The 19,457-nt window shown below is 71.6% G+C and carries 24 protein-coding genes; 1 reads left to right on the top strand and 23 read right to left on the bottom strand.

Annotated elements, in window-relative coordinates; genetic code table 11:
* Nucleotides 1-209: 209 nt before the first annotated feature.
* The 23 genes from AB0J87_RS60285 to AB0J87_RS60175 form a co-directional block, all read right to left on the bottom strand.
* Nucleotides 210-386: a hypothetical protein gene (locus AB0J87_RS60285; protein WP_363984461.1), complete on the bottom strand. Its 177-nt coding sequence runs from the start codon at nt 384-386 to the stop codon at nt 210-212.
* Between the two features lie 186 nt (nt 387-572).
* Entirely contained in the window at nt 573-917 is a 345-nt protein-coding gene (locus AB0J87_RS60280; protein WP_363984460.1) for a hypothetical protein, read from the bottom strand.
* Nucleotides 914-2,119: a hypothetical protein gene (locus AB0J87_RS60275; protein ID WP_363984458.1), complete on the bottom strand. Its 1,206-nt coding sequence runs from the start codon at nt 2,117-2,119 to the stop codon at nt 914-916. The genes AB0J87_RS60280 and AB0J87_RS60275 overlap by 4 nt, the downstream gene beginning before the upstream one ends.
* A gap of 292 nt (nt 2,120-2,411) precedes the next feature.
* Nucleotides 2,412-2,645 carry a hypothetical protein gene (locus AB0J87_RS60270; protein WP_363984456.1) on the bottom strand — a complete coding sequence of 78 codons (234 nt, stop codon included), beginning with the start codon at nt 2,643-2,645 and terminating at the stop codon, nt 2,412-2,414.
* A 957-nt stretch (nt 2,646-3,602) separates the two neighbouring features.
* A complete protein-coding gene (locus tag AB0J87_RS60265; RefSeq protein WP_363984454.1) occupies nt 3,603-3,875 on the bottom strand; it encodes a hypothetical protein in 273 nt (90 codons plus the stop codon).
* Nucleotides 3,872-4,570 (bottom strand): hypothetical protein, encoded by a 699-nt coding sequence (locus AB0J87_RS60260; RefSeq protein ID WP_363984452.1) that lies wholly within the window; start codon nt 4,568-4,570, stop codon nt 3,872-3,874. Before AB0J87_RS60260 ends, AB0J87_RS60265 begins: the two co-directional genes overlap by 4 nt.
* Complete coding sequence (locus AB0J87_RS60255) at nt 4,567-5,127, bottom strand: hypothetical protein (RefSeq protein WP_363984450.1); 561 nt, start codon at nt 5,125-5,127, stop codon at nt 4,567-4,569. The genes AB0J87_RS60260 and AB0J87_RS60255 overlap by 4 nt, the downstream gene beginning before the upstream one ends.
* The gene (locus tag AB0J87_RS60250) at nt 5,124-5,717 is read right to left on the bottom strand and encodes a Pycsar system effector family protein (protein ID WP_363984448.1); all 594 of its coding nucleotides are present in this window, start codon (nt 5,715-5,717) and stop codon (nt 5,124-5,126) included. The genes AB0J87_RS60255 and AB0J87_RS60250 overlap by 4 nt, the downstream gene beginning before the upstream one ends.
* 118 nt (nt 5,718-5,835) lie before the next feature.
* The gene (locus tag AB0J87_RS60245; RefSeq protein WP_363984446.1) at nt 5,836-6,075 is read right to left on the bottom strand and encodes a hypothetical protein; all 240 of its coding nucleotides are present in this window, start codon (nt 6,073-6,075) and stop codon (nt 5,836-5,838) included.
* 17 nt (nt 6,076-6,092) lie between these two features.
* Entirely contained in the window at nt 6,093-6,491 is a 399-nt protein-coding gene (locus AB0J87_RS60240) for a hypothetical protein (protein WP_363984444.1), read from the bottom strand.
* Nucleotides 6,488-6,949, bottom strand: coding sequence for a hypothetical protein (locus tag AB0J87_RS60235; RefSeq protein ID WP_363984442.1), 462 nt, complete (start codon nt 6,947-6,949; stop codon nt 6,488-6,490). Before AB0J87_RS60235 ends, AB0J87_RS60240 begins: the two co-directional genes overlap by 4 nt.
* Nucleotides 6,950-7,001: 52 nt before the next feature.
* Entirely contained in the window at nt 7,002-7,853 is an 852-nt protein-coding gene (locus AB0J87_RS60230) for a M48 family metalloprotease (protein ID WP_363984440.1), read from the bottom strand.
* An 86-nt stretch (nt 7,854-7,939) separates the two neighbouring features.
* On the bottom strand, nt 7,940-10,303 hold the full coding sequence (locus AB0J87_RS60225) for a DNA translocase FtsK (protein WP_363984438.1): 2,364 nt from the start codon (nt 10,301-10,303) through the stop codon (nt 7,940-7,942).
* Between the two features lie 225 nt (nt 10,304-10,528).
* Complete coding sequence (locus AB0J87_RS60220) at nt 10,529-10,870, bottom strand: hypothetical protein (RefSeq protein WP_363984436.1); 342 nt, start codon at nt 10,868-10,870, stop codon at nt 10,529-10,531.
* 236 nt (nt 10,871-11,106) lie between these two features.
* Nucleotides 11,107-13,437 (bottom strand): hypothetical protein, encoded by a 2,331-nt coding sequence (locus tag AB0J87_RS60215; RefSeq protein ID WP_363984434.1) that lies wholly within the window; start codon nt 13,435-13,437, stop codon nt 11,107-11,109.
* Nucleotides 13,438-13,447: 10 nt separating this feature from the next.
* Nucleotides 13,448-13,825, bottom strand: a complete 378-nt coding sequence (locus AB0J87_RS60210) for a hypothetical protein (RefSeq protein WP_363984433.1) — start codon at nt 13,823-13,825, stop codon at nt 13,448-13,450.
* Between the two features lie 3 nt (nt 13,826-13,828).
* A complete protein-coding gene (locus tag AB0J87_RS60205; RefSeq protein WP_363984431.1) occupies nt 13,829-14,518 on the bottom strand; it encodes a hypothetical protein in 690 nt (229 codons plus the stop codon).
* Nucleotides 14,515-14,952 carry an ATP-binding protein gene (locus tag AB0J87_RS60200; RefSeq protein WP_363984429.1) on the bottom strand — a complete coding sequence of 146 codons (438 nt, stop codon included), beginning with the start codon at nt 14,950-14,952 and terminating at the stop codon, nt 14,515-14,517. The genes AB0J87_RS60205 and AB0J87_RS60200 overlap by 4 nt, the downstream gene beginning before the upstream one ends.
* On the bottom strand, nt 14,953-15,207 hold the full coding sequence (locus AB0J87_RS60195; RefSeq protein WP_363984427.1) for a hypothetical protein: 255 nt from the start codon (nt 15,205-15,207) through the stop codon (nt 14,953-14,955).
* Entirely contained in the window at nt 15,204-15,968 is a 765-nt protein-coding gene (locus tag AB0J87_RS60190) for an SsgA family sporulation/cell division regulator (RefSeq protein WP_363984425.1), read from the bottom strand. Before AB0J87_RS60190 ends, AB0J87_RS60195 begins: the two co-directional genes overlap by 4 nt.
* A complete protein-coding gene (locus tag AB0J87_RS60185; RefSeq protein ID WP_363984423.1) occupies nt 15,965-17,170 on the bottom strand; it encodes a hypothetical protein in 1,206 nt (401 codons plus the stop codon). Before AB0J87_RS60185 ends, AB0J87_RS60190 begins: the two co-directional genes overlap by 4 nt.
* Nucleotides 17,167-18,144, bottom strand: coding sequence for a hypothetical protein (locus tag AB0J87_RS60180; RefSeq protein ID WP_363984421.1), 978 nt, complete (start codon nt 18,142-18,144; stop codon nt 17,167-17,169). Before AB0J87_RS60180 ends, AB0J87_RS60185 begins: the two co-directional genes overlap by 4 nt.
* Nucleotides 18,144-18,362, bottom strand: coding sequence for a BldC family transcriptional regulator (locus AB0J87_RS60175; protein WP_363984420.1), 219 nt, complete (start codon nt 18,360-18,362; stop codon nt 18,144-18,146). Before AB0J87_RS60175 ends, AB0J87_RS60180 begins: the two co-directional genes overlap by 1 nt.
* A 199-nt stretch (nt 18,363-18,561) precedes the next feature.
* On the opposite strand from AB0J87_RS60175, the gene AB0J87_RS60170 reads away from it, so the two are divergent.
* Nucleotides 18,562-19,347, top strand: a complete 786-nt coding sequence (locus tag AB0J87_RS60170) for a GntR family transcriptional regulator (protein ID WP_363984418.1) — start codon at nt 18,562-18,564, stop codon at nt 19,345-19,347.
* Nucleotides 19,348-19,457 lie beyond the last annotated feature (110 nt).

Raw genomic sequence — 19,457 nt, 5'->3', positions numbered from 1 at the left:
CCCAGTTCGCTGGTTATGCCGTCACCGCAACATCACCGGTCCTGCGGCGCTGGTCAGAAACGCTCGTCCAACTTGCCGACTGACAGTTCATACCTATGCGTAGTGCCCCTTCTGCACGTGCCAGCGAATGACCATGGAACCTGCCCCGCTCCATCCACGGCGAGTTCTCGTGGTACCCCTGCCTGGAGCCTCGTGCGTGTCAATAGGCCTCACCCCAGCTCGCAGGGGGCGCCGTAGCGCCCGGCCTCGGCCGCCAGCTCGGTGGCGGTGAAGGACCGTTGCAGCAATTCGATGGCCAGCCCGAGCGGCGGGCCCTGAGGGCCGGGTGGTGTCGGCGGGCTGGAGGCGCGCGTCGAATCTACGTTGTAAAGGGGGTCGTACCGCACAACCTCTCCGCCACTCTGTCGCCGCACGCTCCCGACCCACCGCACGGGGCGCGGTTCCATGGCATCGAGAGCCGGGATTCCGCCTGCATGTCCGGTATCCCTGGTACGGGGAGCAGCCGCACCCAGCAGCCGCGCGGAAGGCTGTGCGATTCCCCGTCCTTTACAACGTAGATTCGATCTCGCCCCTCACCCACCGCCCCCACGCCCCTCCCACTCCTGCCGCACACGAGCTCGTGCCCGCGCCAGCGACGTGGCCTGCCGCAGCGCCTCCCGGGCAGCCTCGATCTCGGCCTCGCTCGGGCCGCTGGCCACCGTCTCCGGCTCCATCGCCCACCGGACCTGCTCCAGATCCTTCTCGGCTTCCCCGTCGGCGCGCTTGCCCCGCCAGCTCTCGTCCGGCCGCCACTCGCGGCGACGTCTGGCGGCTTCCTGCTCCCGCTCTCGCATCGCCTGCGCCGCCCGCGGCGACGTGGCGGCCAGCCACATGCGGGCCAGGGCCGCCCACTGCTCCGTCGGTCGTGCGGGGTTCACCGGGCGGGCTTCGCGGCAGCTACGGCGCGTTCGCGGCGGCGGCGCTCGAGTTCGGCGCGGGCGGCGCGGAAGGCGGCGTTGGCCGCGACCGGTTCGGTGGCGGGGCTGAGAGGTGGGGCGAGTGCTTCGGCCCGGCTCGGCCGCGGCGCCCGGGGGAGTTCGGTGCCGGCGGCGGCCGCTATCGCGTGGAGTTCGTCTCGCCAGGCCTGCTGACTGGCCCGGACGCGGGCGTCGGCGGCCGCCTTGCGCTGTGAGCGCGAGGCCAGCACCTGGCCGTCCGCGTCAATCCAGGCCGCCAGCCGGTAGCGGACCCAGCCCGGGACGTGACGCAGTTCGCTGCTGCTCAGCCAGGTGTAGGTCCATCGGCTGTCATCAGGGCGGACATCCAGGGCATGAAGCACATCGGCGACCGTCCATCCGGCATCGAGGAAGGGTTTGAGCAGATGCCGCAGGTACCAGCCCGTCATTCGGCGGAAGGGTGTGGCCTCATGCCGGAGCCGCTCGCACGCGGCGAGACGGTCGCGTTTCGTCCTGGGCGTGTGATGCAGTCCCCACGTCGGTGAAATGCGGGAGTGTGTTCGGGTAGGGGTGGGGGTCTCGCGCGCGTGCGAGGGATCAGTCGTTTCTCCCCTGTGGGGAGAAACGGTGGGGGGTGCAGTTGTGTCTTCAGGCTGGTCGGCGGGGTGGTGATCATGAGGTGGCGGGGTGGTTTGGCGGGGCACGCACAGCACCCACACGGCGGCGCGGTTGCCGTAGCCGTCGTCGTCCAGGCCGGCCCGGGTGCCCTTGCGGAAGCGGACGGTGGTGCCCTCTTCCACCGTGCCGAGCCAGCCCCGCACGCGCAGCCAGCGCACCCACCGCTTGACCGTGTCCACGTGCAGGCCGGTGCGCTCGACGATGCCCGCCCTGGTCGGCCGCGAGCACATCGTCGTCCAGTCGGCGTGGAAGGCGATGTCGTTGGCGACCCGCAGCAGATTGCTGTAGCCGTCCGAGCGCAGTGCGAGAACCTCCGGGGCCTCCTTCAACGCGCGCAGGAACGCTCGCTGCGACGGGCTACGCCGCATCCCCCGCGGAACCGATGCCGCGATGAGCGCCCGCGAGGGAGCCACGGCCAGATTCGGAATGTCCGACACGCCGGTGAAGGCAGACCGAAATTCGTCGCGACGGCGCCGCTGGCGTGCCGATTTAGGCGTGCCTGTCATGACACGCCACGCTTCCTGCCTCGGGGCATGCTGGCATGACCCCTGGTCCGCCCGTTATCATGGCGGAACCTCCTGCACCTTGATGGAGGTACGACAAAGGCCGAGCCGGTCCCTGCCAGGGGCCAGGTCGGTGAATACGCCGGACGATCCTCCCTGTCGCTCAGCTCTCCGTCGGCCGCCAAACCTTGGTGGAGTTGAACGATGCAGTGGGTCGTCTCGTCTGAGAAACGCCGGGCCTTGCCCGGCTTTCTTACGTTCTGAGGGTCTCCTTCACGCGGCGCCAGCCCTTCGGCTAGGCGGCCGCCACCTTGTCCTTGGGCTTGCCCTGATCGAGCGGAAGCTGCTGCGCCGCCAAGGGCCTGTCGCCCAGGCCGAGCGCCACTACCAGCAATTCCTCGACCGCGCGGGAGAGAGAGCCCCGGCTCGCAGCCAGAGCCCGCACAGCGTCGAGGACATCCTGCCGCTCGTAGCGCATGGTGTGCTTGTAGACCACCGTTGCGTCGGGTCCGGGTTTGCCTCTGCTCATGGTGAGCAATCATGGCGCATTTGCGATTCGCGGATCTATCATCGCGCGGGCGTGTCGCGTAATGACTTTCCGTGTTTTCGATCATCACCCGGGCGCTCGCCTGGCCGGCCCAGGGCACGCGCCTCGCCTCAGGTCTTTCTCCCCGCGCAGAGGCGCCCGGGAGATGGTCGCCACTGCGGCGGCAACGCGGTGAGGACGCGGCCGCAGGACCGGTGTCGGCGTCCGTGCCGCATCGGGTGGGATCGTGGCCAACCCGATGTACTTCACACAGCGGCGTCGCGCGCGACACCGGATCGGTGCGCTCACCGGGAGCGCGGCGGTAGGTCCGCTCGGCCGCCAGCTCATCGCCGAGCTGGTCGCCGAGCGGGCTCAAGCAAGCGGATTGCGGCTGCTGCCTCGGCGTGTCTTCAGGGCGCAGTGGGACAACCGCTGGAGTGGCTGCTATGGTCGTCTCCAGACGTGACAAATCCCGTTGACGTCGATCTGCTCTTCCGCCGGCCAAAGCATCCGAGCTGATCGATTCAGACGAGACGTACGAGATGAAGTTGTTCAACGCCCCGCAGCCTGCGGGGCGTTTTTCTTTGCCTGAGGCGCCTCCCGGCGTCGTGATCAAAGTCGAGTCAGTCCCGAATCCTTCCACGTTGACAACCTGTGGATGAACGCCTTCGCGCCAGAAACCTCTGGCGTGTCGCGCATGGCGAACCCAAACAGGGCGGGAGGGGCGCAGATCGGGCACCGACGCACGGGGGTGGGGCGGGCCGGCCGCGTACGGCGCCGACATGTCCAGATCCTTACCAGACACCTTTACAGATCGCGCGCTCTTTTTGTCAGAATCCCTGTTTAGGGGGCCTTTACAGCCCTTGTCGGGCACTGCGAAGCCCTCGCCCGGGATAACAGGCGAGGGCCGGGCACCCCGCCCGGTACACGGCCAGGCGAGGACCCGCAACGTCGACACCGTCACGCGGCGCTCTCCACGTCCGCCTCGGCTTCGGCGAGAGCCTCCAAGGAGGCGATCCACTCCTCAGCCAGCGCGGCCTCGTGGTGGGCCTGGGCGATGACCTCGATCAGGCGGTGGCGCAGCTCGTCCAGAACGCTCTGGACGCGGGGAAGCAGGGCCTGCACACCGAACTCCGGACAGGTGCGGGCCAGCGTGACCAGCTCAGCGGCGTCGGCCTGGGGCAGGCGCTCCAGCAGCGCGGCGATCGCCTCGAGCTCAGACAGCGTGCTCATGACAGACGGCCCTCCGTCCCGGTGGCGGCCCGGGTGGCGGCGGTGTGGCAGCGCGGGCAGGGCGTCAGCCAGCCGCGCTCATCGGCGCTCTGGCGGGCCGCGGGCAGGCACTGGCCGCACCACCGCAGCCGCCCGTCCAGCGGCGCCAGCGCCTGCAGCAGCGGAGCCACCCGGCCGGCCAGCGGCGTTGCGGTGCCCGGCTCGGTGAGCCGGCTGGTCAGCGCCTCCGGCTCCCAGCCGGCGGCCAGCAGGCCCATGAGCGCCTCGTGGCTGTCCCACCGGTCCATGTCGTCGTAGGTGGAGGCGGCCAGCAGCACGTCGTCGGCGCGGGCGTCCAGCGCGGCCGGCAACAGCGCGTCCCACAGCCCGTCCGGCGCACCGTTGGCCTTGAGCGCCTCCCCGGACTGCCGCCAGTCGACGCCGAGCGCGCCGAGCTGATCGGCCACCACCAAGGCGATCCACGGCGAGGCGTAGTCCGTCACACCCTGGACCGCATCGCCCTGCCAGTGCACGATCAGCCAGTGCGCCCTGTCCTCGCCCTCCTGGGGATCGCGGCTGCGGATCAGCAGGCCGGGCTCGCGGGTGGTGTAGGCGGTCGTGGTGACCACCTGGTCCCGCTCGTGGTCGTGGTAGGCGTACGGGACGCCGGTGAGCACCACGTCGGCCGTCCCCGGCATCGCCGGCATCGCGGTCATCGCGCTCCACCGCCCAGCTCGGCGTAGCGGACGATCTGCCAGGCCAGCACGATCAGCACGGCGAGCTCGGCGACGGAGACAGCGAGCACCGCGGCGGTGTGCGGGCCCGCCGCCCAGATGAGGGTCAGGGCGGCCAGCGGCGGCAGGCAGAACGCGCCCAGGTTGACCGCCAGCTGCAACCGTCGGCGTGAGGCCCGCCAGCGGTCGGCCGTGTGCTCGGTCTCCCACTCGAACATCGGGATGTCGGCGGTGTCGTCGACCAGCGCGTGCAGGCGCGGCCCCAGCCGGTCGCGTACGTACCGGCCGATCGACGTGATCATGTGGTCGTTGTGCAGGTGCGTCCAGCCGAGCACCGTCCCGGCCAGCGGCAGCACCAGCAGCAACTCCAGTCGTCCGGCCGTGGCGGTGACGGCCGCGATCGCGGCCGCCGCGGTGAGCACGGCATACAGCAACTGATCGCGGAACCCGATGCGCGAGCGTTGTTCGGCCTTGAGGGCGTCGTACTCGCTCAGCAGCGCTGTTACGGCCCGCTCACTCGTGTCCATCGGGTTACTCATGAGGTTCTCCCGATGAGGGTCAGCGGCAGTGCGGCCGCCATGGCCAGCAGCGCGAACAGCAGCAAGTGCACGGCGCGGCGCAGCCAGCGGTACTTGCGGTCGGTCAGCTTCGAGATCTGCAGCAGCTCATGGCCGAACTGCACGCTGATGCCGCTCTCGTGGAGGTTGAGCCCGGCGATGAGTTCCTGGACGGTGCCGGCGGCGGCGTGCCGGACGAAGCCGTAGCCGCCGGCGGCCTGGCTGCCGGCGGGCAGGGCGGGCCGGATCACGGCCAGCAGCACGGCCACCGCGGCCGCCAGCAGCGCGGTGCCGGCGACGATGGCCAGCAGGGCGGGCAGCGGCAGGCGGGCGATGCTCGCGGCCGCGGCCAGGATCGCCAGCGCGGTCCCGGCCCAGCCGATCAGCGCGGTCGCCTTGGCGTCGATCCGGGCCAGCTCGGCACGGACGACCTCCAGCTCGCGCAGCAGCCGGGCGGGCGCGCCCGGGAAGGTGACGGTCGCGGTGGTGGTGCTAGCCGTCGTACCGGCTGCCGTGCCCACGTTGCGCGGGTGCGGGGTGCCCGGATCGAAGGCCGGGATGGGCTGCGTCATGATGGGAGTTGCCTCCTGATCTGTTGGGATCGGATGGGGTGTGCGGGCGCGCCCGCCGTGAGCGTTCTTGGCGGAAGGTCACGGTGATGCGCGCCCGTCTGAATGTGTGGCGGGCTCGTCAGGGCAGGCACGCGGGATAGCGCTGGCTGGGCCGCCGGGTGCAGGCCCGGATCTGGGCAGGCGTGGCGGAGCGCTCGTAAGCGGCAAAGCGGTTGAGGATGCCGACCATCAGGACCTTGTCGGCCTTGGTGCCCATGACGATCCCGGCCGGGTCGCTCTTGGACGCCAGCGGAAACGACGGGGCGGCGGTGCAGGCTGATACAGACAGCGCCACGGCGGTGAGCAGGGTGCGGAGCATGGCAGCGAGTCCTCTCCTCATGCGGCGCCGGTCATGGCGCCGTACAGCACCGCGGCGCGCAGGGCGAAGCCGGCGCCGTCGTCGTCGGGCTCACGTTCGTCGTCGTTGGCGGACTGCAGGTTGCCCGCGGTTCGGCGCAGATACAGGTCGTGCTCGCCGCTAGCGGCAGCCAGGAACGCCAGCATCGGCTCGGCGTTGCGGATCACCGCCAGCGGGTCGTGCCGGTTGATCGTCAGGCGGCTGGCCCAGCGCAGCGCGTCGGCGCGGGCGTAGGCCTGGTCGACGTGGTCGATGCGGCTGGCGCGGTTGTGCGGCGTGCGGGCCGGCTCGACGGCCCCGGGGTCCAGTTCGACCACGATGAGGTCATCGATGTCCAGACCGTCCTGGCCGCGGCTGTCGTCGTCGAAGTCGTTCATCGGCGTGTCTCCTCGGGATGCGTGATGGCGGACCGCGCGGCCAGCAGGGCGTAGGCCAGGCCGGTGAGCGCGGACTGCACCAGCAGGTCGCCGCCGGTCGGGCTCTGCGTGTCGGCCAGGTCGCCGGCGTCTCGCAGGTGCTCCAGCGCCTGGCCGCCGGCGACGGGGCCGCCCGCCAGCGTGTGCAGGATGGCCAGCAGCGTGTGGGCGATGACCGCCTCGTGCGGGTCGGCGCTGTCGATGGTGTGGTCGCGGAGCCGGTCGCCGGCCTCGCCCAGCCGCTCGGCGCCGCGTCGGTCGCCCAGCAGGGCACCGGTGGCGCCGAGCACGGCCTGAAGGACGGCGTGGTCGATCGGGTGGGCCAGCAGGTCGGGGTGCTGGCGGGCCCGCTCGGCGGCGCAGGCCAGCAGGTGCCGGGCCTCGGCGCGGGGCGGGCGCTGGACGATCGTGGTGGTCATGGGATTGATCTCCTTTGGTCAGTCGGACGTGGGGTGGGGGTTCGGGCCGGGCCTACTTGGGTGGCCAGCCGATCGGGCGCCACCACACCGGCGCCAAGTGCCACCAGCCCGGACGGCAGCGGCGCAGCTCGCTGTCGCCCGCGGCGCGGTGCGCGGCGCGGTGGGCCTTCGAGAGCAGCCGCTCGCCGGTGGCCACGCAGCACAGCGCGGTGCGCCAGTCCAGGCGGCCGGCGCGGCGGCCGCTGCTCAGGACGTGGACCCGGTCGACGTCGCTGGGGTGGGAGGACAGCAGCCACCCGACGTAGGTGTGCCAGGCGTCGTAGGGCCGGTTGGCGGGGTCGGTGAGCATGGCCGTGACGATGCGCTGGCCCGGCAGGTCATGGCGGTCGAGGATCTCCGCTGCACGAGTGTCGGCGTCGTACTCCTCCAGCCGCATGAGCCATGCGCGCAGGACGTCCAGCGCCAGCGCGGCGACGAACAGCACGGCCGCCGCCCACCACCAGCGCCAGGTGAGCGTGATCGGCGTGATCAGCGCGGTGAAGGCGGCGAAGGCGGCGCCGATGTTGGCCAGGCCACGGATGATGGCCAGCCAGGACGGCAGGGTCCGCTTGTGGTGGGCCAGGTCGCGGTGGGCCAGCTCGTGCGCGAGGGTGCCGGTCAGCGTGTCAAAGTGGTCGTCGTCCAGCAGGTCGCGGCCGATGGCGATCAGCGGGGCGTGCCCGCATCGGTGGCCTTCGACGGTGGCGGCGTTGTCGCCGAGCTCGGGGTCGATCACGACGCTGACGGCGGCCAGGCGGCCGACGTGCTGGACGCGCCAGACCAGCCCGGCCAGCCGCTCGGTGTCGGCTTGGTCGACGGCGTCGGCCGTGCCGTGATGGGCGACGGGTTCGAGGGGACTCATCATGCTCCTTTCGGGTCCAGGAGAGCTGGTCGCTCCGGGCACCGGCCCGGCCTGGTGGCCGGGCGAGCACCCGCAGCGGTCAGCGCTGATCACGGCAACCGGGCCAGGACGGCCCCCAGCGCGTCCTGGCGCTTGATCAGCACCTCGCAGGCTTTGCCCCCGTGGCTGGGGCCGACCACGCCGTGCTGGAACAGCTGGTCCATCAGCGACTTGGCGTGGGCGTGGGTGATGCGCAGCTTGCGCTGCAGCATCGACGTGGAGCCGAACTGGGTCCGCACGACGATCTCGGCGGCTTCGGCCAGCAGCCCGGCGTCGGCCTGGCCGTCCCCGCCGTCACTGCGCCCGCCGTTCTGGTGCCCCTCGTTCTGGTGCCCGCCATTGCCCTGTCCGTCGTCGCCCTGTCCGTCGCGACGGCTGGCCCCGGCCAGATCGGCGACAGGAGCGCCGCGTCGGCCGCGGGCCACGATCTGGGCGATCTCCTTGTCGGAGACGAAGGCGTTCTGCAGCCGGATCGGCGCGCCGGCGCCCATCGGCACGAACAGGGCGTCGCCCTGGCCCAGGAGCTTTTCCGCGCCGGGCTGGTCGAGGATGACCCGGGAATCGGTCAGGCTCGAGACGGCGAAGGCGAGCCTGGACGGCACGTTGGCCTTGATCAGGCCGGTGACCACGTCCACGCTGGGCCGCTGGGTGGCGATCACCAGGTGGATGCCCGCCGCGCGGGCCAGCTGCGTGATGCGCACGATGGAGTCCTCGACGTCGCTCGGCGCGACCATCATGAGGTCGGCCAGCTCGTCGACGATCACCAGCAGGTACGGGTACGGCTCATAGGTGCGTTCGCTGCCGGGCGGCGGCTGCAGCCTGCCCGCGGCCACCGCGGCGTTGAAATCGTCGATGTGCCGGAACCCGGCCGCGGCCATGTCGTCGTAGCGGCGGTCCATCTCGCCCACCACCCATTCGAGGGCTTCGGCGGCCTTCTTCGGGTTGGTGACGATCGGCGTGATCAGGTGGGGGATGCCCTCGTAGACGTTGAGCTCGACCCGCTTGGGGTCGATCAGGATCATGCGCACCTGCTCGGGGGCGGCCCGCATCAGCACCGAACAGATCAGCCCGTTGACGCACACGCTCTTGCCCGCGCCGGTGGCGCCGGCAATCAGCAGGTGCGGCATCTTGGCGAGGTTGGCGATGATGACCCGGCCCTCGACGTCCTTGCCCAGCCCGGCGATGAGCGGGTGCTGATCGTGGCGCGCCACCGGCGAGCGCAGCACGTCGCCCAGCGAGACCAGGTCGCGCTCGGCGTTGGGGATCTCCACCCCGATCGCGGACTTGCCGGCGACCACCGGCAGCACCCGGATGGCCTCCTGGCCGGTGGCGTAGGCGAAGTTCTTGGCCAGGCCGGTGATCTTCTCCACCTTCACCCCCGCCCCCAGGGTGATCTCGTAGCGGGTGACCGAGGGGCCGCGGGTGAAGCCGACCACCTGGGCCTTGAGGTTGAAGTCGGTCAGCACCTGGTTGAGCTGGTCGGCCACGGCCTGGGTGGTGCGGGCCGATCCCTTGCTGGCGCGGCCGGCCCGCAGCAGGTCCAGGTCCGGCAGCGTCGAGCCGACGGCCCCGGTGCCGGGCTGCGCTGGCGAGGTGGTCGGGTTGTCGGCGAGCGTGCTGGCGACCACAGGGCTGTCGTACGGGGTGGACTCGGTGACCAGCTCGGGGTCGGGCACCGCCACCGGCATGGCAGCCGTGCCAGGCGCGGCCGTCGCGACAGGCACCGTGGCGGCCGGGCTGCCCGCCCGCGTGACGGCGGCCGCGGCCCGCGTCGACGGTGCAGGGCCAGGGGCTGGAGTGGGGGCTGGGGCGGGTTCGTCGTCGGCGGCGGGGGTCAGGTCCTGGAGAACGGGCCGGGCCGCCCTCGCCTCTGCCGGCCCTTCCGCGCCGTCCTGGTGGTGACGGTCGGCCAGCGCGGTGACGGCGTCGGCGGCGATCGCGCCCAGCGCGGCCACCGCGATCAGGCCCAGCACCGGGTAAACAATCATGATGGGGAGCGCGGCGGCGGCCGGGGTGGCGATCGCCCAGCCGACCAGGCCGCCCCCTTGCCCGGCTCGCACGGCGGCCTCGGCCGGGGGCTGGCCGGCGGCCAGGTGGGCGATCCCGGCAACCGAGATGATCAGGAAAGTCCATCCGGTAACCACCCGGACCAGACCGTGCTCGCCATGGCGCAGCAGGCGCCAGCCCAGGGCGGCGGCCGCCACCGGGACGACGGCGGACGCCGTGCCCGCCAGCGCCGCCACCACGATGTTGATCATGGGGAGTGGCTGCCAGGGGTTCGCCAGGACCAGGGCGGCGGCCGTCACCGCCGCCGCGAGGAGCAGGGCCAGGCCCTTCTCGTCATGCGTGCCGGTGAGATCCGACTCCGCCGGGCGTACAGCCTGGCCGATGCGGTGGGCGCTCCACCGCCACACCCGACCGGCCCGGGAGGGGCCCCTTCGGCGAGGGCGGGCGGCTCGAGGGCGAGCTGTGCGGGGTCGGGCAGCGGTGCGGGGCTTGCGGGCGGAACGGCGGCGGGTTGCCATGGCTGTCTCCTCAGCAAACGATCATGAAAGGTGGATCGTGGGGGGTGGGCGGTGCCCGTCCTCGGTCGGCGCGCCCTCCCGGCCGGGCCCTCCCGGCGCGAGGCAGGCGCCGGCTCACCAGTCGTCGTCGTCCAGATCCACGCGCCCGGCGTCGAAGGCCACGGGCTCCGCCCCCTGGGCGCGTTCGACGGCGCGGACCACCGTCACGATCTTGTGGGCCAGGGCGCACGTCAGGCCGACCACGAGCATGGCCAGCCACGGGTCGGTGGTGACGGCCAGGAACACCGCCCACCCGACCACGCCCAGCAGGGCCGCCACCTGCAGCATCGGCAGCAGGACCTCCCAGGGCGGCGGCGGGGAGACGAGCGGCGGGGTGGGGGTGATCGGCGTGCGGAACAGGTGGCGGGACGGGCGCCAGGATGAGTGGCGGTCGCCGGGCGCAGGGCTCCAGGTCACGGGAAACGCGCCTCCTCCAGTCGGTGGCGTGGCGGGCTGCGTGGTTACGGTGCGTGCGCGGCCGCCTGGCCGCGCGAGAGGCTGGTGTCGCTGTCCCGGGGTTGTTTGACGGTCGCTGTTTGACATCCCGGGTCCTTAGGGAAACCAAGATCGTTAGGCGATTTGTCTGTTTAACGGCGGGCGGGTCGTTGTCAAACAACGGGGGCCGGACAACGCCCGCGACGGCCCCCGTTTGGTCACTGTGCGTAGCTGAGCTCGGGCTTGGGGTCGGTCTCCAGGACGACGTACCGGCCCCGGGCCGCGGTCGCGTCGATGTAGCCCTGGCTGGCCAGCAGCGGCAGGGTTTGGCGGACCCAGGTCCCCGAGTGGCCAGTGCGCTCCTGCACCGCCTGGTACAGGTCCTTGGGCGCGAACTCGTTGCCCACGCCGATCCCGGCCAGGATCTCCACCAGGACCGCCACCGCCTCCGCCTTGGACGGCTTGGGGCCCTCCGGCGGCTGGCCGGGGAACTCGATGTCCGCCGACTCATCACGGACGAACTCGCCCGGCGCGGGCAGGTCGCCGGCGGTGCCGAGCCGGACGTCGTCGGTCGCGGCGCGCAGCTCGGCGGCGGTCTCGAACGCCAGGTCCGGGTCGTCGTCGCGCTCCACCATCTCGGCGAACGATGCCGCTAGTTCGTCGGCTGCTTCGTTCTTCATCTGGGTCTCCTCCTCGGGCGTGAGCTCGTCGGGGTCGTGGTGGTCGGGCTGGGAAGGGATCAGCATGGCGATGCCGTCCAAGGTCGGCGGGGTGGATGAGGGGGCGGGTGATGGTGCGGGGGAGGTGAGCGCCGCGGCCTGTGCCGACGCGACGGCGCCACCGTGGGCGGCCGGGTTGAAGGAGTGCTGGCGCGGCGCGGCCTCACGAGCGGCGACGCGGGTGGCCACGAACTCGGCATACGGCTTGCCGAGCGAGTCGGCGGTGACCGGGTCCAGGTCCTGGAACAGGTGCCGGTACTCGGCGACGGCCGCCTGCAGGTCAGCGGCGCCGATGTTCGCGTAGCGGGCGGGCATGGTCCGGCGGGCCTTGGGCACCCACGGGGCCTCCATGTACACGTAGCCCGGGTTGTCGGTGCCCCACGCCGACGGGTCGGCGCCCAGGTCGACCAGCCGATCCGAGAGCACCATCCGGGCGTCGACCTCGTCTTCCACGCCGAAGGACTGGCCGGCGCCGAACATGGCGCGGGCGTCGGTGTCGACCTTGGTGTGGGAGGCGCGCTGCAGCTCGAAGTCAATCCAGATGCCGACCGAGCGGCAGCGCTCCACGATGGTGGTGACCGCCTCCACCCCGACCAGCGCGCCGGCCTCGGCGAAGTGGACCGACAGGAACTTCAGCCCGCAGCCGGGCACCCAGTTGGTCAGGTGCTTGCCCAGCAGGTTGCGGGCGGGGTTGCCCAGGTACGCGGCCCGCGCCGGGATGGTGTGGTTGACCAGCCGCGTCAGCAGCCAGCGGATCATCGGGGCGGTGCTGGCCACGTAGGCGGCGGCCTGGTCGAGGCCGTGCAGCGACTGCTCTGCCTTGACCGAGTCACACAAGATCAGCGCCGACTCCGCCCTGCAGGCGATGGAGAAGTCGCTGACCTGCCCGGCCTCGGTCTTGCCGGCGCCGGGCATGCCCGCGGTCAGCAGGTGCGCCACGACCTTGGGCTTGCCGTTGATTGTGGTGTGCGGCAACACCATGGCCAGCGGGGAGCCGTCCCGGTAGCGGCCAAGCTCGATGGGCTCGATGATGCTTTCACCCGGCGCGTGCGGGCCGTGCCAGGGGATCGGGCTGTCCAGGGCGTCCTTGCGCGGGATCATCAGCAGCAGCTTGTTCTGGAAGTTGCCGACGATGGCGGTGGCGCCCTCGCGGATGCCGCCCGCCCACGACTCGATGCGGGGCAGTTCCTCGGTGATGTCCTCGGGGACCTGGCCGGGCCGCAGCTCGACGCCGGCGGTCAGCCGCTCCCCGGAGTCCTCCAGCACGGTCAGCTGCGAACCGTGCGCGGCGGGCAGGTTCTCCGCCGTCCAGGCCCGCCACTCAGCGGCGCGGTCCTTGCCGCCGCCGGCCTGCCCGGCGGCGGCGGTGGTGACCAGCTCGCCGCCCTCGCTGTGGCGGGCATGGCGCATGTTGTGCGCGATCGCCAACGTGATGCCGACCGCGAGGAAGGTCAGCATCACCTCCACGTGGTAGCCGAACGCCACGACCAGCATGATCAGCGTCAGCGGCGCGGCGACGTCGGCGACCTCCAGCACCTTGCGCCACCACGTGCGCTGGTGCGACAGCTTCCAGCGCAGCAGGCTCAACGCCACGGCGGACCCGCCGAACAGCACGCCTCCCAGCCATTCGACCTGCCAGGCGAAAAAGGCGAGCTGCAGCACCGCGGCGGCCAGGAACGTCAGCGGGATCAGCGCCCACGGGGCGCCGATGCGCAGCGCCTTGGGGAACTCATAGCCCTGCTCACGGTCGGTGCGCCGATCGGCGCCCATCTGCCGCGACAGCTTGCGCACAGCGCGCGCCGCAGCGCGGTCGTCGTCGAATCCGTTCATGATGTGTGCCTCACACGTCCAGCGGGTCGTGATCAGGGGACTTGGTCTTGCCCTTACGCCGGCGCAGCTCCTCCAACTCCACGCCGCAGAACTTCTCGATCCGCGGGTAGATCCGCTTGGCCGCCAGCCGCACCGCGCGCAGCGCGATCGTGGCGGTGTAGATGGTCGCCACCGACCGCGACGCCTTCCACCCGATCGACTTGCCATCGCCGATGTGGTTGGCCTTGCAGTACTTGAGCATCGCGATCAACGCGCCGCGCAGCTCATGGGCGCGGCACTCCAGCTCGGTAATCAGGTCAAGCGCGACCTTGTCGAGTTCGCGCCCATAGCCGCGCACGTCCTCGGTGGTCCTGGTCGGCAGGTTCGCGAGATCTTCGTATCGGGCCATGCCCTAGGTCTCCTTCGGGTTGCGGGTCACGACCACCACGCCGCCGGGCGGCGGCGCGGGGTCGGCGGTGCCGGCCGGGCCGGGGGGCCTGGCCCGCTCGAACGTCTGCGGTGGGCCACTCAGCTCAGCCACCTCGCCGAGCACGGCGCCGACCACGTCGCGCCGGTCGTCGGGGTCGCGCAGGTCGCCGGGCAGATCACCGGGCAGGTCGTCGTGGGCGGGCTCGCGCAGGTAGGGGTAGGGGTCGGGCTGGCCCAGAATGCGCCGGTCGGCGGCACTGGTACGCGGCTCGACCCAGTCGGCGCCCAGGCGCAGCCAGTACCAGACCAGCGCCCCGACCCCCACCACCAGGCCCACCCCGACGACCAGCACGACCAGGGCGGCACCGAGAGCGCACGCCCCCGTCAGCAGGCCAGCGGCCAGCAGCACACGGGCGTAGCGGGCCCAGATCCGGCCCGGCCGGCGCAGGTCCCGCTCGTTGCGCCACAGCGCCCGGGGGTTGATCCCGGCGTGACCGGCCCGGACCCCCAGGGCGAGCGCCCCGGCCAGCAGCACACCGGCTACCAGCCAAAACAGCGGTGTGGTGAACAGCCAGCCCGCTTGTGAAACAGACCAAACAGACGAAACAGACAGTGGGGCGGGGCTCTGGCCGGTCTGCCCGGCCAGGGCCGCGACCACGGCGAGGGCGCTCATCGCCGCCCCCCGCCGTTGGCGGGCTCACCGTGCTCAGCCCAGTCCAGCCAGCAGCACACGGTGCGGCTGGTCGGCTCGGAGCGGACCTCGTAGCTGTCGGCCAGCTCCCGAACGAGGGCCAGGCCGTGCCCGCCCTCGCCCTCCGGACGGGCCGCCCTGACCAGCACGGGCCCCAGGTCGATGCAGGTCACCCCCACGCTGTGAGCGGCCGCGTCCACCTCGACCTGCAAGGCGAACCGGCCACCCGGCGCCCCTGACGCCGAATGCATCACCGCGTTGGTCGTCAGCTCGCTGACGACCAGGACGACGTCGTCGACCCGGCCGCAGCCAGCCGGCAACAGCTCCCGCACCCAGGCTCTGGCCTGCGCAATCGCGGCCGGGAGCCCGTCGAACGCGCGCGAGCTCGCGGTGGGCGCGCTGATGGTGATCGCCATCTACGCCACCCCCGCCCGGTGCGTCGACGGGACGGCGGCCTGGGCCAGCAGCCGCACCGGCCGCGCCCCAGCCAGCGGCAGCTGGCCGTGCTCGGCGAGGTGTTCGCGCACGTAGACCAGCGGGTCGGCCTCGCCGAGCTCGGCGGCCGCCACGCTCGCCCGCGCCGCAGCCAGCAGCTCGCTGTAGGCGGCCGCCAGCATCACCAGCTCCTCGCGCCCCAGCCCGCAGGCGGGCGACACCACCGCGGCGGTCATGACGCACCATCCAGCGCGGTCTGGAAGCTGGCCAGCAGAAACTCCTGCACGGCGCCCACGCCCAGCAGCAGCTCCGCGTCCCCGGGCACCGCCAGCAGGATGTCCCTGCTGCGGGCCCGAATGACCCGGCGCGCCCGCTCGACCTCGCGGGCCAGCTCGTCACGGCTGACGCGCCAGCTGACCAGGGAACCGACACTGCTGGGCACGGTGATGACCACCATGGCCCGATCCGTGGGGTCGGCGGCCAGCGTGCCGGTCCGGGTACGCCCGAAGCAGCCGTCGGCCTCGCGGAAGGTCACCTCGACCCGGTGGCCCAGCAGCGCGGCCAGCTCCCGGTCCCAGTCGATCCGCTCGTGCTCACGATCGATCGGGACCGCCTCGATCGTGGCCTGGGCGAACTTGGCCACCAGCGCGCGGGCGGCGAAGAACTTCAGGGCGATGCTGTGCTCCGGCACCAGCGTGATGACCAGGTAACCGGCCGCCTCGTGCGGGCCGACCTGGACATCGCCTTGCCCTGCGGCCGTGCCCTGCCCGACGATCAGCAGAGTCCGGGCGAACTGCCAGGACACCATCTCGCCGGCGTCGCCGTGCGAGTGCGGGAACAGCAGGTGAACCGCGTACGGGTCGTCGGCCTCGAAGGCCAGCACGGCCTGCACCGGCTCCTGGCCCTGCGGCCGGGAGTGCCGGCGGCCGGGCCGCACCTGGTGCTGGTCGACCGGCCACAGCGTCAGCGCCTGCGTCACGGAGGTCGCGCGCTTCATGCCGCACCCCCGACCCGCCCAGCAGCCTGCCCAGCGGCCTGCGCCACGATCGCCTGCTTGACCTTGCTCGCTGGCGTGCTGCCACATCCGAGCGCCTCGCGGAACTTGCCCACGCCCGCATCAGCCGACAGTTCCCCCGCGGCGATCAGGGCGCGCGCCCGGGCCGTCAGCGCCTCGATGTCGACCCTCTGACGGGGCGGCGGAGCGCCGTACTGGCGGCTGGCGTTCGCCCTGTACTGAAGGCCAGTACGGCCATCAGTACGGCCTGTACCGGCCTCCGGTACGGGCAGCACCTCCAGCACCGACCACAGCGCGGGCAGCACCCAAACCGAGGTCACCGCCACGACCGGGCCCAGGCCGTGCACGATCAGGGTCAGCAGATTGAACGCCACCCCCGGCGCGAACGCCGGCGCGCAGTTGAGGATCAGCGTCAGCGCCAGCAGCAGCGCCTCGACGCGGAACATCTTCTTGCCCGCCGGCGACTTGCGGTCGACCACCTTGCCACGCATAGCCGAGTAGGCCTGCACCGCGACCGTGCCCAGCAGTGGCATGCTCATCGCGGGCTCGTAGAGGAACGCGCCCCACCAGGCGATGGAGAACTTCTCCAGGGTCAGCGCCGTGGCCACCGACGCCTGCACACCGATGCTGGAGACGGCCAGGCCGATCGCGACCCCGACCATGACCATCACCGTGGTGGTGCGGCGCACCCGGGCGTCGCGGTAGGCCAGCGCCACCGGATCCTGAGCCAGCTCATGCAGCCGGGCCGCCTCGATGGCGGCGAGCCGACGCCGACGCACCTTCTTGCTCTCGACCAGCAGCGGCGCCTCATCGGCCTGCAGGTCCACCAAACGGCGCGCCTCAGAGACCTGGCGCCGCAGCCGCCGCACCAGCTGGGTCTCCCCGCTGACGTCGTCGTCCGTGGGCATGAGCTCGCCCTCGACGATCTCGCCGTCCTCGCCCTGGTCGGCGTCCTCGTCGAACTCCTCGCCGTCGTCCTGGGCGTCCTGGGTGTCGACGTCGGCCTGAGCGGCGGGCAGGGGCTCGAGGTCGCTCTGTCGGTCATCGACCGGCTGGCCCTCGGGCAGCGGTGCCGGCGGCAGCGCGGGCGGGGCCTGGTCGAGCACCAAACGGCGCTCGATCTCCGACAAGAGACGGTGCACGTCCTGGTGGGACGGCTCCCGGTTGGGAAGGGCGATGCTCATCGAGCGTCCACCTCCGCTCGCGCTGCCACGGCCTGCGCGGCAACCACCTTGAGCAACTCGGTGAGCCGGTCGCTGACGGCCCGCACGGACTCCATCGACGGCACCCCGGCCGGGCCCATCTCCTCCAGCGCCGAGCCCAGGCGCAGCACGGCGTCCTGCACAGGGCCGGAGACGCTGGAGTCCACCACCTTGGGGATGACGGCGTGCGTGGCCTCCCACGTCTCGTAGAGCGTGGCGGCCAGGCCCTGCCGCAGCCCCGATCGGTTGGGGTTGTTCGGCAGCGTCACGGCCCAGTCGGCCAGCACCTCCCGCAGGTGGGCCAGCTGTTCCAGGGCGCGCTGGCCGGCGGGGATCGCGGGGACCAGCGGGGCCGTGTCGAGCGGCGGGAACGACTGCGTCGCCTCGGCTACGCGCTCCGGCTCCGCTGCGGTCTCACTGGCCGCCATGGCGACGTGCCGGCGGCGCGACGGCCACAGCCGCGACCACCAGTGGCCCCGGCGACGGTCGAACAGCAGCGTCATCGTGTCGGCCATGGCGGCCAGGCCGTCCTCGACCTCAGCACGTACGGCCTGGACCTGGTCGGCCTGCGTGTCCATGCGCTCGGCGAGCGTGCCGGTCAGCGCACGGATCGCGCCGGCGACGTCGGCGTCGCGTTCGGCGGACGCGGTCAAGGCGGCGGCCAGGCCGCGCAGCGCGCTGGCGAGCTGGAACAGGTCCTCGCGGGGGGCGCCGACCGCCTGGCGCACCTCCGCGCGCAGCTCGCCGAGCTGGTCGACGACGCCCAGCACCGCGTGCGCGGTCGCGGCCTGCGCCGCGTACATCGCGGTCGCGGCGTCGTCGCCCTTGCGCAACGCGTAGCGAAGCTGGTCATCGCAGATGGAGGAGTTCTCGTAGAAGCGGTCCTTGTTCGCCGCGTCGGCCAGCAGGGCCTTGGCCTGCTCGGCGGCAGTGAGCTGTACGGGAGATGTGGCCATCACGCCACCTCCACGAAGTCAGCGGGGATCTGCAGGGCGGCGTGAACCTCGGCCTCGGGGAATCGGAGGAGGCGACCCCCCGGCGTGCGGATCGCCGCGATCCGCCCGGTGACGGCCCACCGGGCCACGGTCTTGGGGTCGACGCGGAAGAGACTGGCGACCTCCTGGGAGGTCAGCAGCCTGTCGCCGGTCGGGGACAGATCAGCGATGATTGTCATGAGTCGGGTAATCCCTTCAGGTGTCGCGACTCGCCGCGGCCCCGGTGCACCACCACCGGGGCCGCAACTCTTTGCCGAATCGGGCATTCGAGACGTAAAGTGAAGTGACCGACAGCAAGTGCTGTACAGCACTTACGGTAGACGTGTCACAGGGCGCGGTCAAGCAAGTGCTGTACAGCAATTCACGTAGGGTGGATTCATGCAGCACTCCAAGGAACAGATCCCGCCTTCGCGCCGGATCGCCGATGACCTGAGATCGGAGATCAAATCCGGGCAGCTCCCGCCTGGATTCAAGCTGCCCGCCGTGCGGGTGCTCGCCGAGCGGTACGGCGTGACACAGAATCCCGTGCTCAAGGCGCTGGCCACTCTGAAGGCCGAAGGGCTGGTCAACGCCGTTCATGGCTCTGGCGTCTATGTCCGTCAGGCCCACCCCGTCCGCCAACTGGGGCCCGACCGGTATGCCCGCCACCGATGGCAGGTGACCACAGTTGAGGCTCACACTGATGGCCGCGGCGACAGCCCTGCCATCGTCCAGCAGGGCGGCCAGTCGCAGGATGTGGCTTTGGTGCAGGCCGATGAAGCAACGGCGGCGGCGCTGGGAATTTCCGTTGGGGATCCGGTGTATGAGCGCGCCCGAGTGATGACCCGCGATGGCGCGCCAACGCACACCATGACCTCGTACTACCGCCAGGCCGACGTTGATGGCACGCCTCTCGTAGACGCCCGACCGGGGATAGCAGGCAGTTCCGGCGGCTTCCAGGTGCTGACCGACCAGGGGCTGCCTCCCCAAGAGATCACCGAGAACCTGGCAGCGCGAATGCCGACAGCCGACGAAGCCCTGCTTCTCGAACTCCCGGCCGGCGAGCCGGTTGTGGAACTGCACCGGATCACTCGGACAGCCGATGGCAGGCCGATCGAGTACGCCCGAGGCATCCACGCCGCGAGCCGATTCTCCTGGTCGTACTCCTTCGACATCCCCGACTGATCCACCGTTTGGAGCCATCGATCCTCCAGCGAATCGGACACGAATCGCGCTTGGAATACACGGTACGTACCGCCTACTTGGCCATGAGTAGACCCTGGCGCCCACCAGCT

It is taken from the genome of Nonomuraea sp. NPDC049625, from assembly GCF_040675285.1.
Classification (GTDB): domain Bacteria; phylum Actinomycetota; class Actinomycetes; order Streptosporangiales; family Streptosporangiaceae; genus Nonomuraea; species Nonomuraea angiospora_A.
This window is presented reverse-complemented; position numbering and strand designations above follow the sequence as displayed.

Excerpts from the sequence above, each read along its gene's own strand:
- AB0J87_RS60275 (WP_363984458.1), bottom strand. The coding sequence starts at position 2,119 with ATGACAGGCACGCCTAAATCGGCACGCCAGCGGCGCCGTCGCGACGAA.
- AB0J87_RS60270 (WP_363984456.1), bottom strand. The coding sequence starts at position 2,645 with ATGAGCAGAGGCAAACCCGGACCCGACGCAACGGTGGTCTACAAGCAC.
- AB0J87_RS60265 (WP_363984454.1), bottom strand. The coding sequence starts at position 3,875 with ATGAGCACGCTGTCTGAGCTCGAGGCGATCGCCGCGCTGCTGGAGCGC.
- AB0J87_RS60260 (WP_363984452.1), bottom strand. The coding sequence starts at position 4,570 with ATGACCGCGATGCCGGCGATGCCGGGGACGGCCGACGTGGTGCTCACC.
- AB0J87_RS60255 (WP_363984450.1), bottom strand. The coding sequence starts at position 5,127 with ATGAGTAACCCGATGGACACGAGTGAGCGGGCCGTAACAGCGCTGCTG.
- AB0J87_RS60250 (WP_363984448.1), bottom strand. The coding sequence starts at position 5,717 with ATGACGCAGCCCATCCCGGCCTTCGATCCGGGCACCCCGCACCCGCGC.
- AB0J87_RS60245 (WP_363984446.1), bottom strand. The coding sequence starts at position 6,075 with ATGCTCCGCACCCTGCTCACCGCCGTGGCGCTGTCTGTATCAGCCTGC.
- AB0J87_RS60240 (WP_363984444.1), bottom strand. The coding sequence starts at position 6,491 with ATGAACGACTTCGACGACGACAGCCGCGGCCAGGACGGTCTGGACATC.
- AB0J87_RS60235 (WP_363984442.1), bottom strand. The coding sequence starts at position 6,949 with ATGACCACCACGATCGTCCAGCGCCCGCCCCGCGCCGAGGCCCGGCAC.
- AB0J87_RS60230 (WP_363984440.1), bottom strand. The coding sequence starts at position 7,853 with ATGATGAGTCCCCTCGAACCCGTCGCCCATCACGGCACGGCCGACGCC.
- AB0J87_RS60215 (WP_363984434.1), bottom strand. The coding sequence starts at position 13,437 with ATGAACGGATTCGACGACGACCGCGCTGCGGCGCGCGCTGTGCGCAAG.
- AB0J87_RS60210 (WP_363984433.1), bottom strand. The coding sequence starts at position 13,825 with ATGGCCCGATACGAAGATCTCGCGAACCTGCCGACCAGGACCACCGAG.
- AB0J87_RS60205 (WP_363984431.1), bottom strand. The coding sequence starts at position 14,518 with ATGAGCGCCCTCGCCGTGGTCGCGGCCCTGGCCGGGCAGACCGGCCAG.
- AB0J87_RS60200 (WP_363984429.1), bottom strand. The coding sequence starts at position 14,952 with ATGGCGATCACCATCAGCGCGCCCACCGCGAGCTCGCGCGCGTTCGAC.
- AB0J87_RS60195 (WP_363984427.1), bottom strand. The coding sequence starts at position 15,207 with ATGACCGCCGCGGTGGTGTCGCCCGCCTGCGGGCTGGGGCGCGAGGAG.
- AB0J87_RS60190 (WP_363984425.1), bottom strand. The coding sequence starts at position 15,968 with ATGAAGCGCGCGACCTCCGTGACGCAGGCGCTGACGCTGTGGCCGGTC.
- AB0J87_RS60185 (WP_363984423.1), bottom strand. The coding sequence starts at position 17,170 with ATGAGCATCGCCCTTCCCAACCGGGAGCCGTCCCACCAGGACGTGCAC.
- AB0J87_RS60180 (WP_363984421.1), bottom strand. The coding sequence starts at position 18,144 with ATGGCCACATCTCCCGTACAGCTCACTGCCGCCGAGCAGGCCAAGGCC.
- AB0J87_RS60175 (WP_363984420.1), bottom strand. The coding sequence starts at position 18,362 with ATGACAATCATCGCTGATCTGTCCCCGACCGGCGACAGGCTGCTGACC.
- AB0J87_RS60170 (WP_363984418.1), top strand. The coding sequence starts at position 18,562 with ATGCAGCACTCCAAGGAACAGATCCCGCCTTCGCGCCGGATCGCCGAT.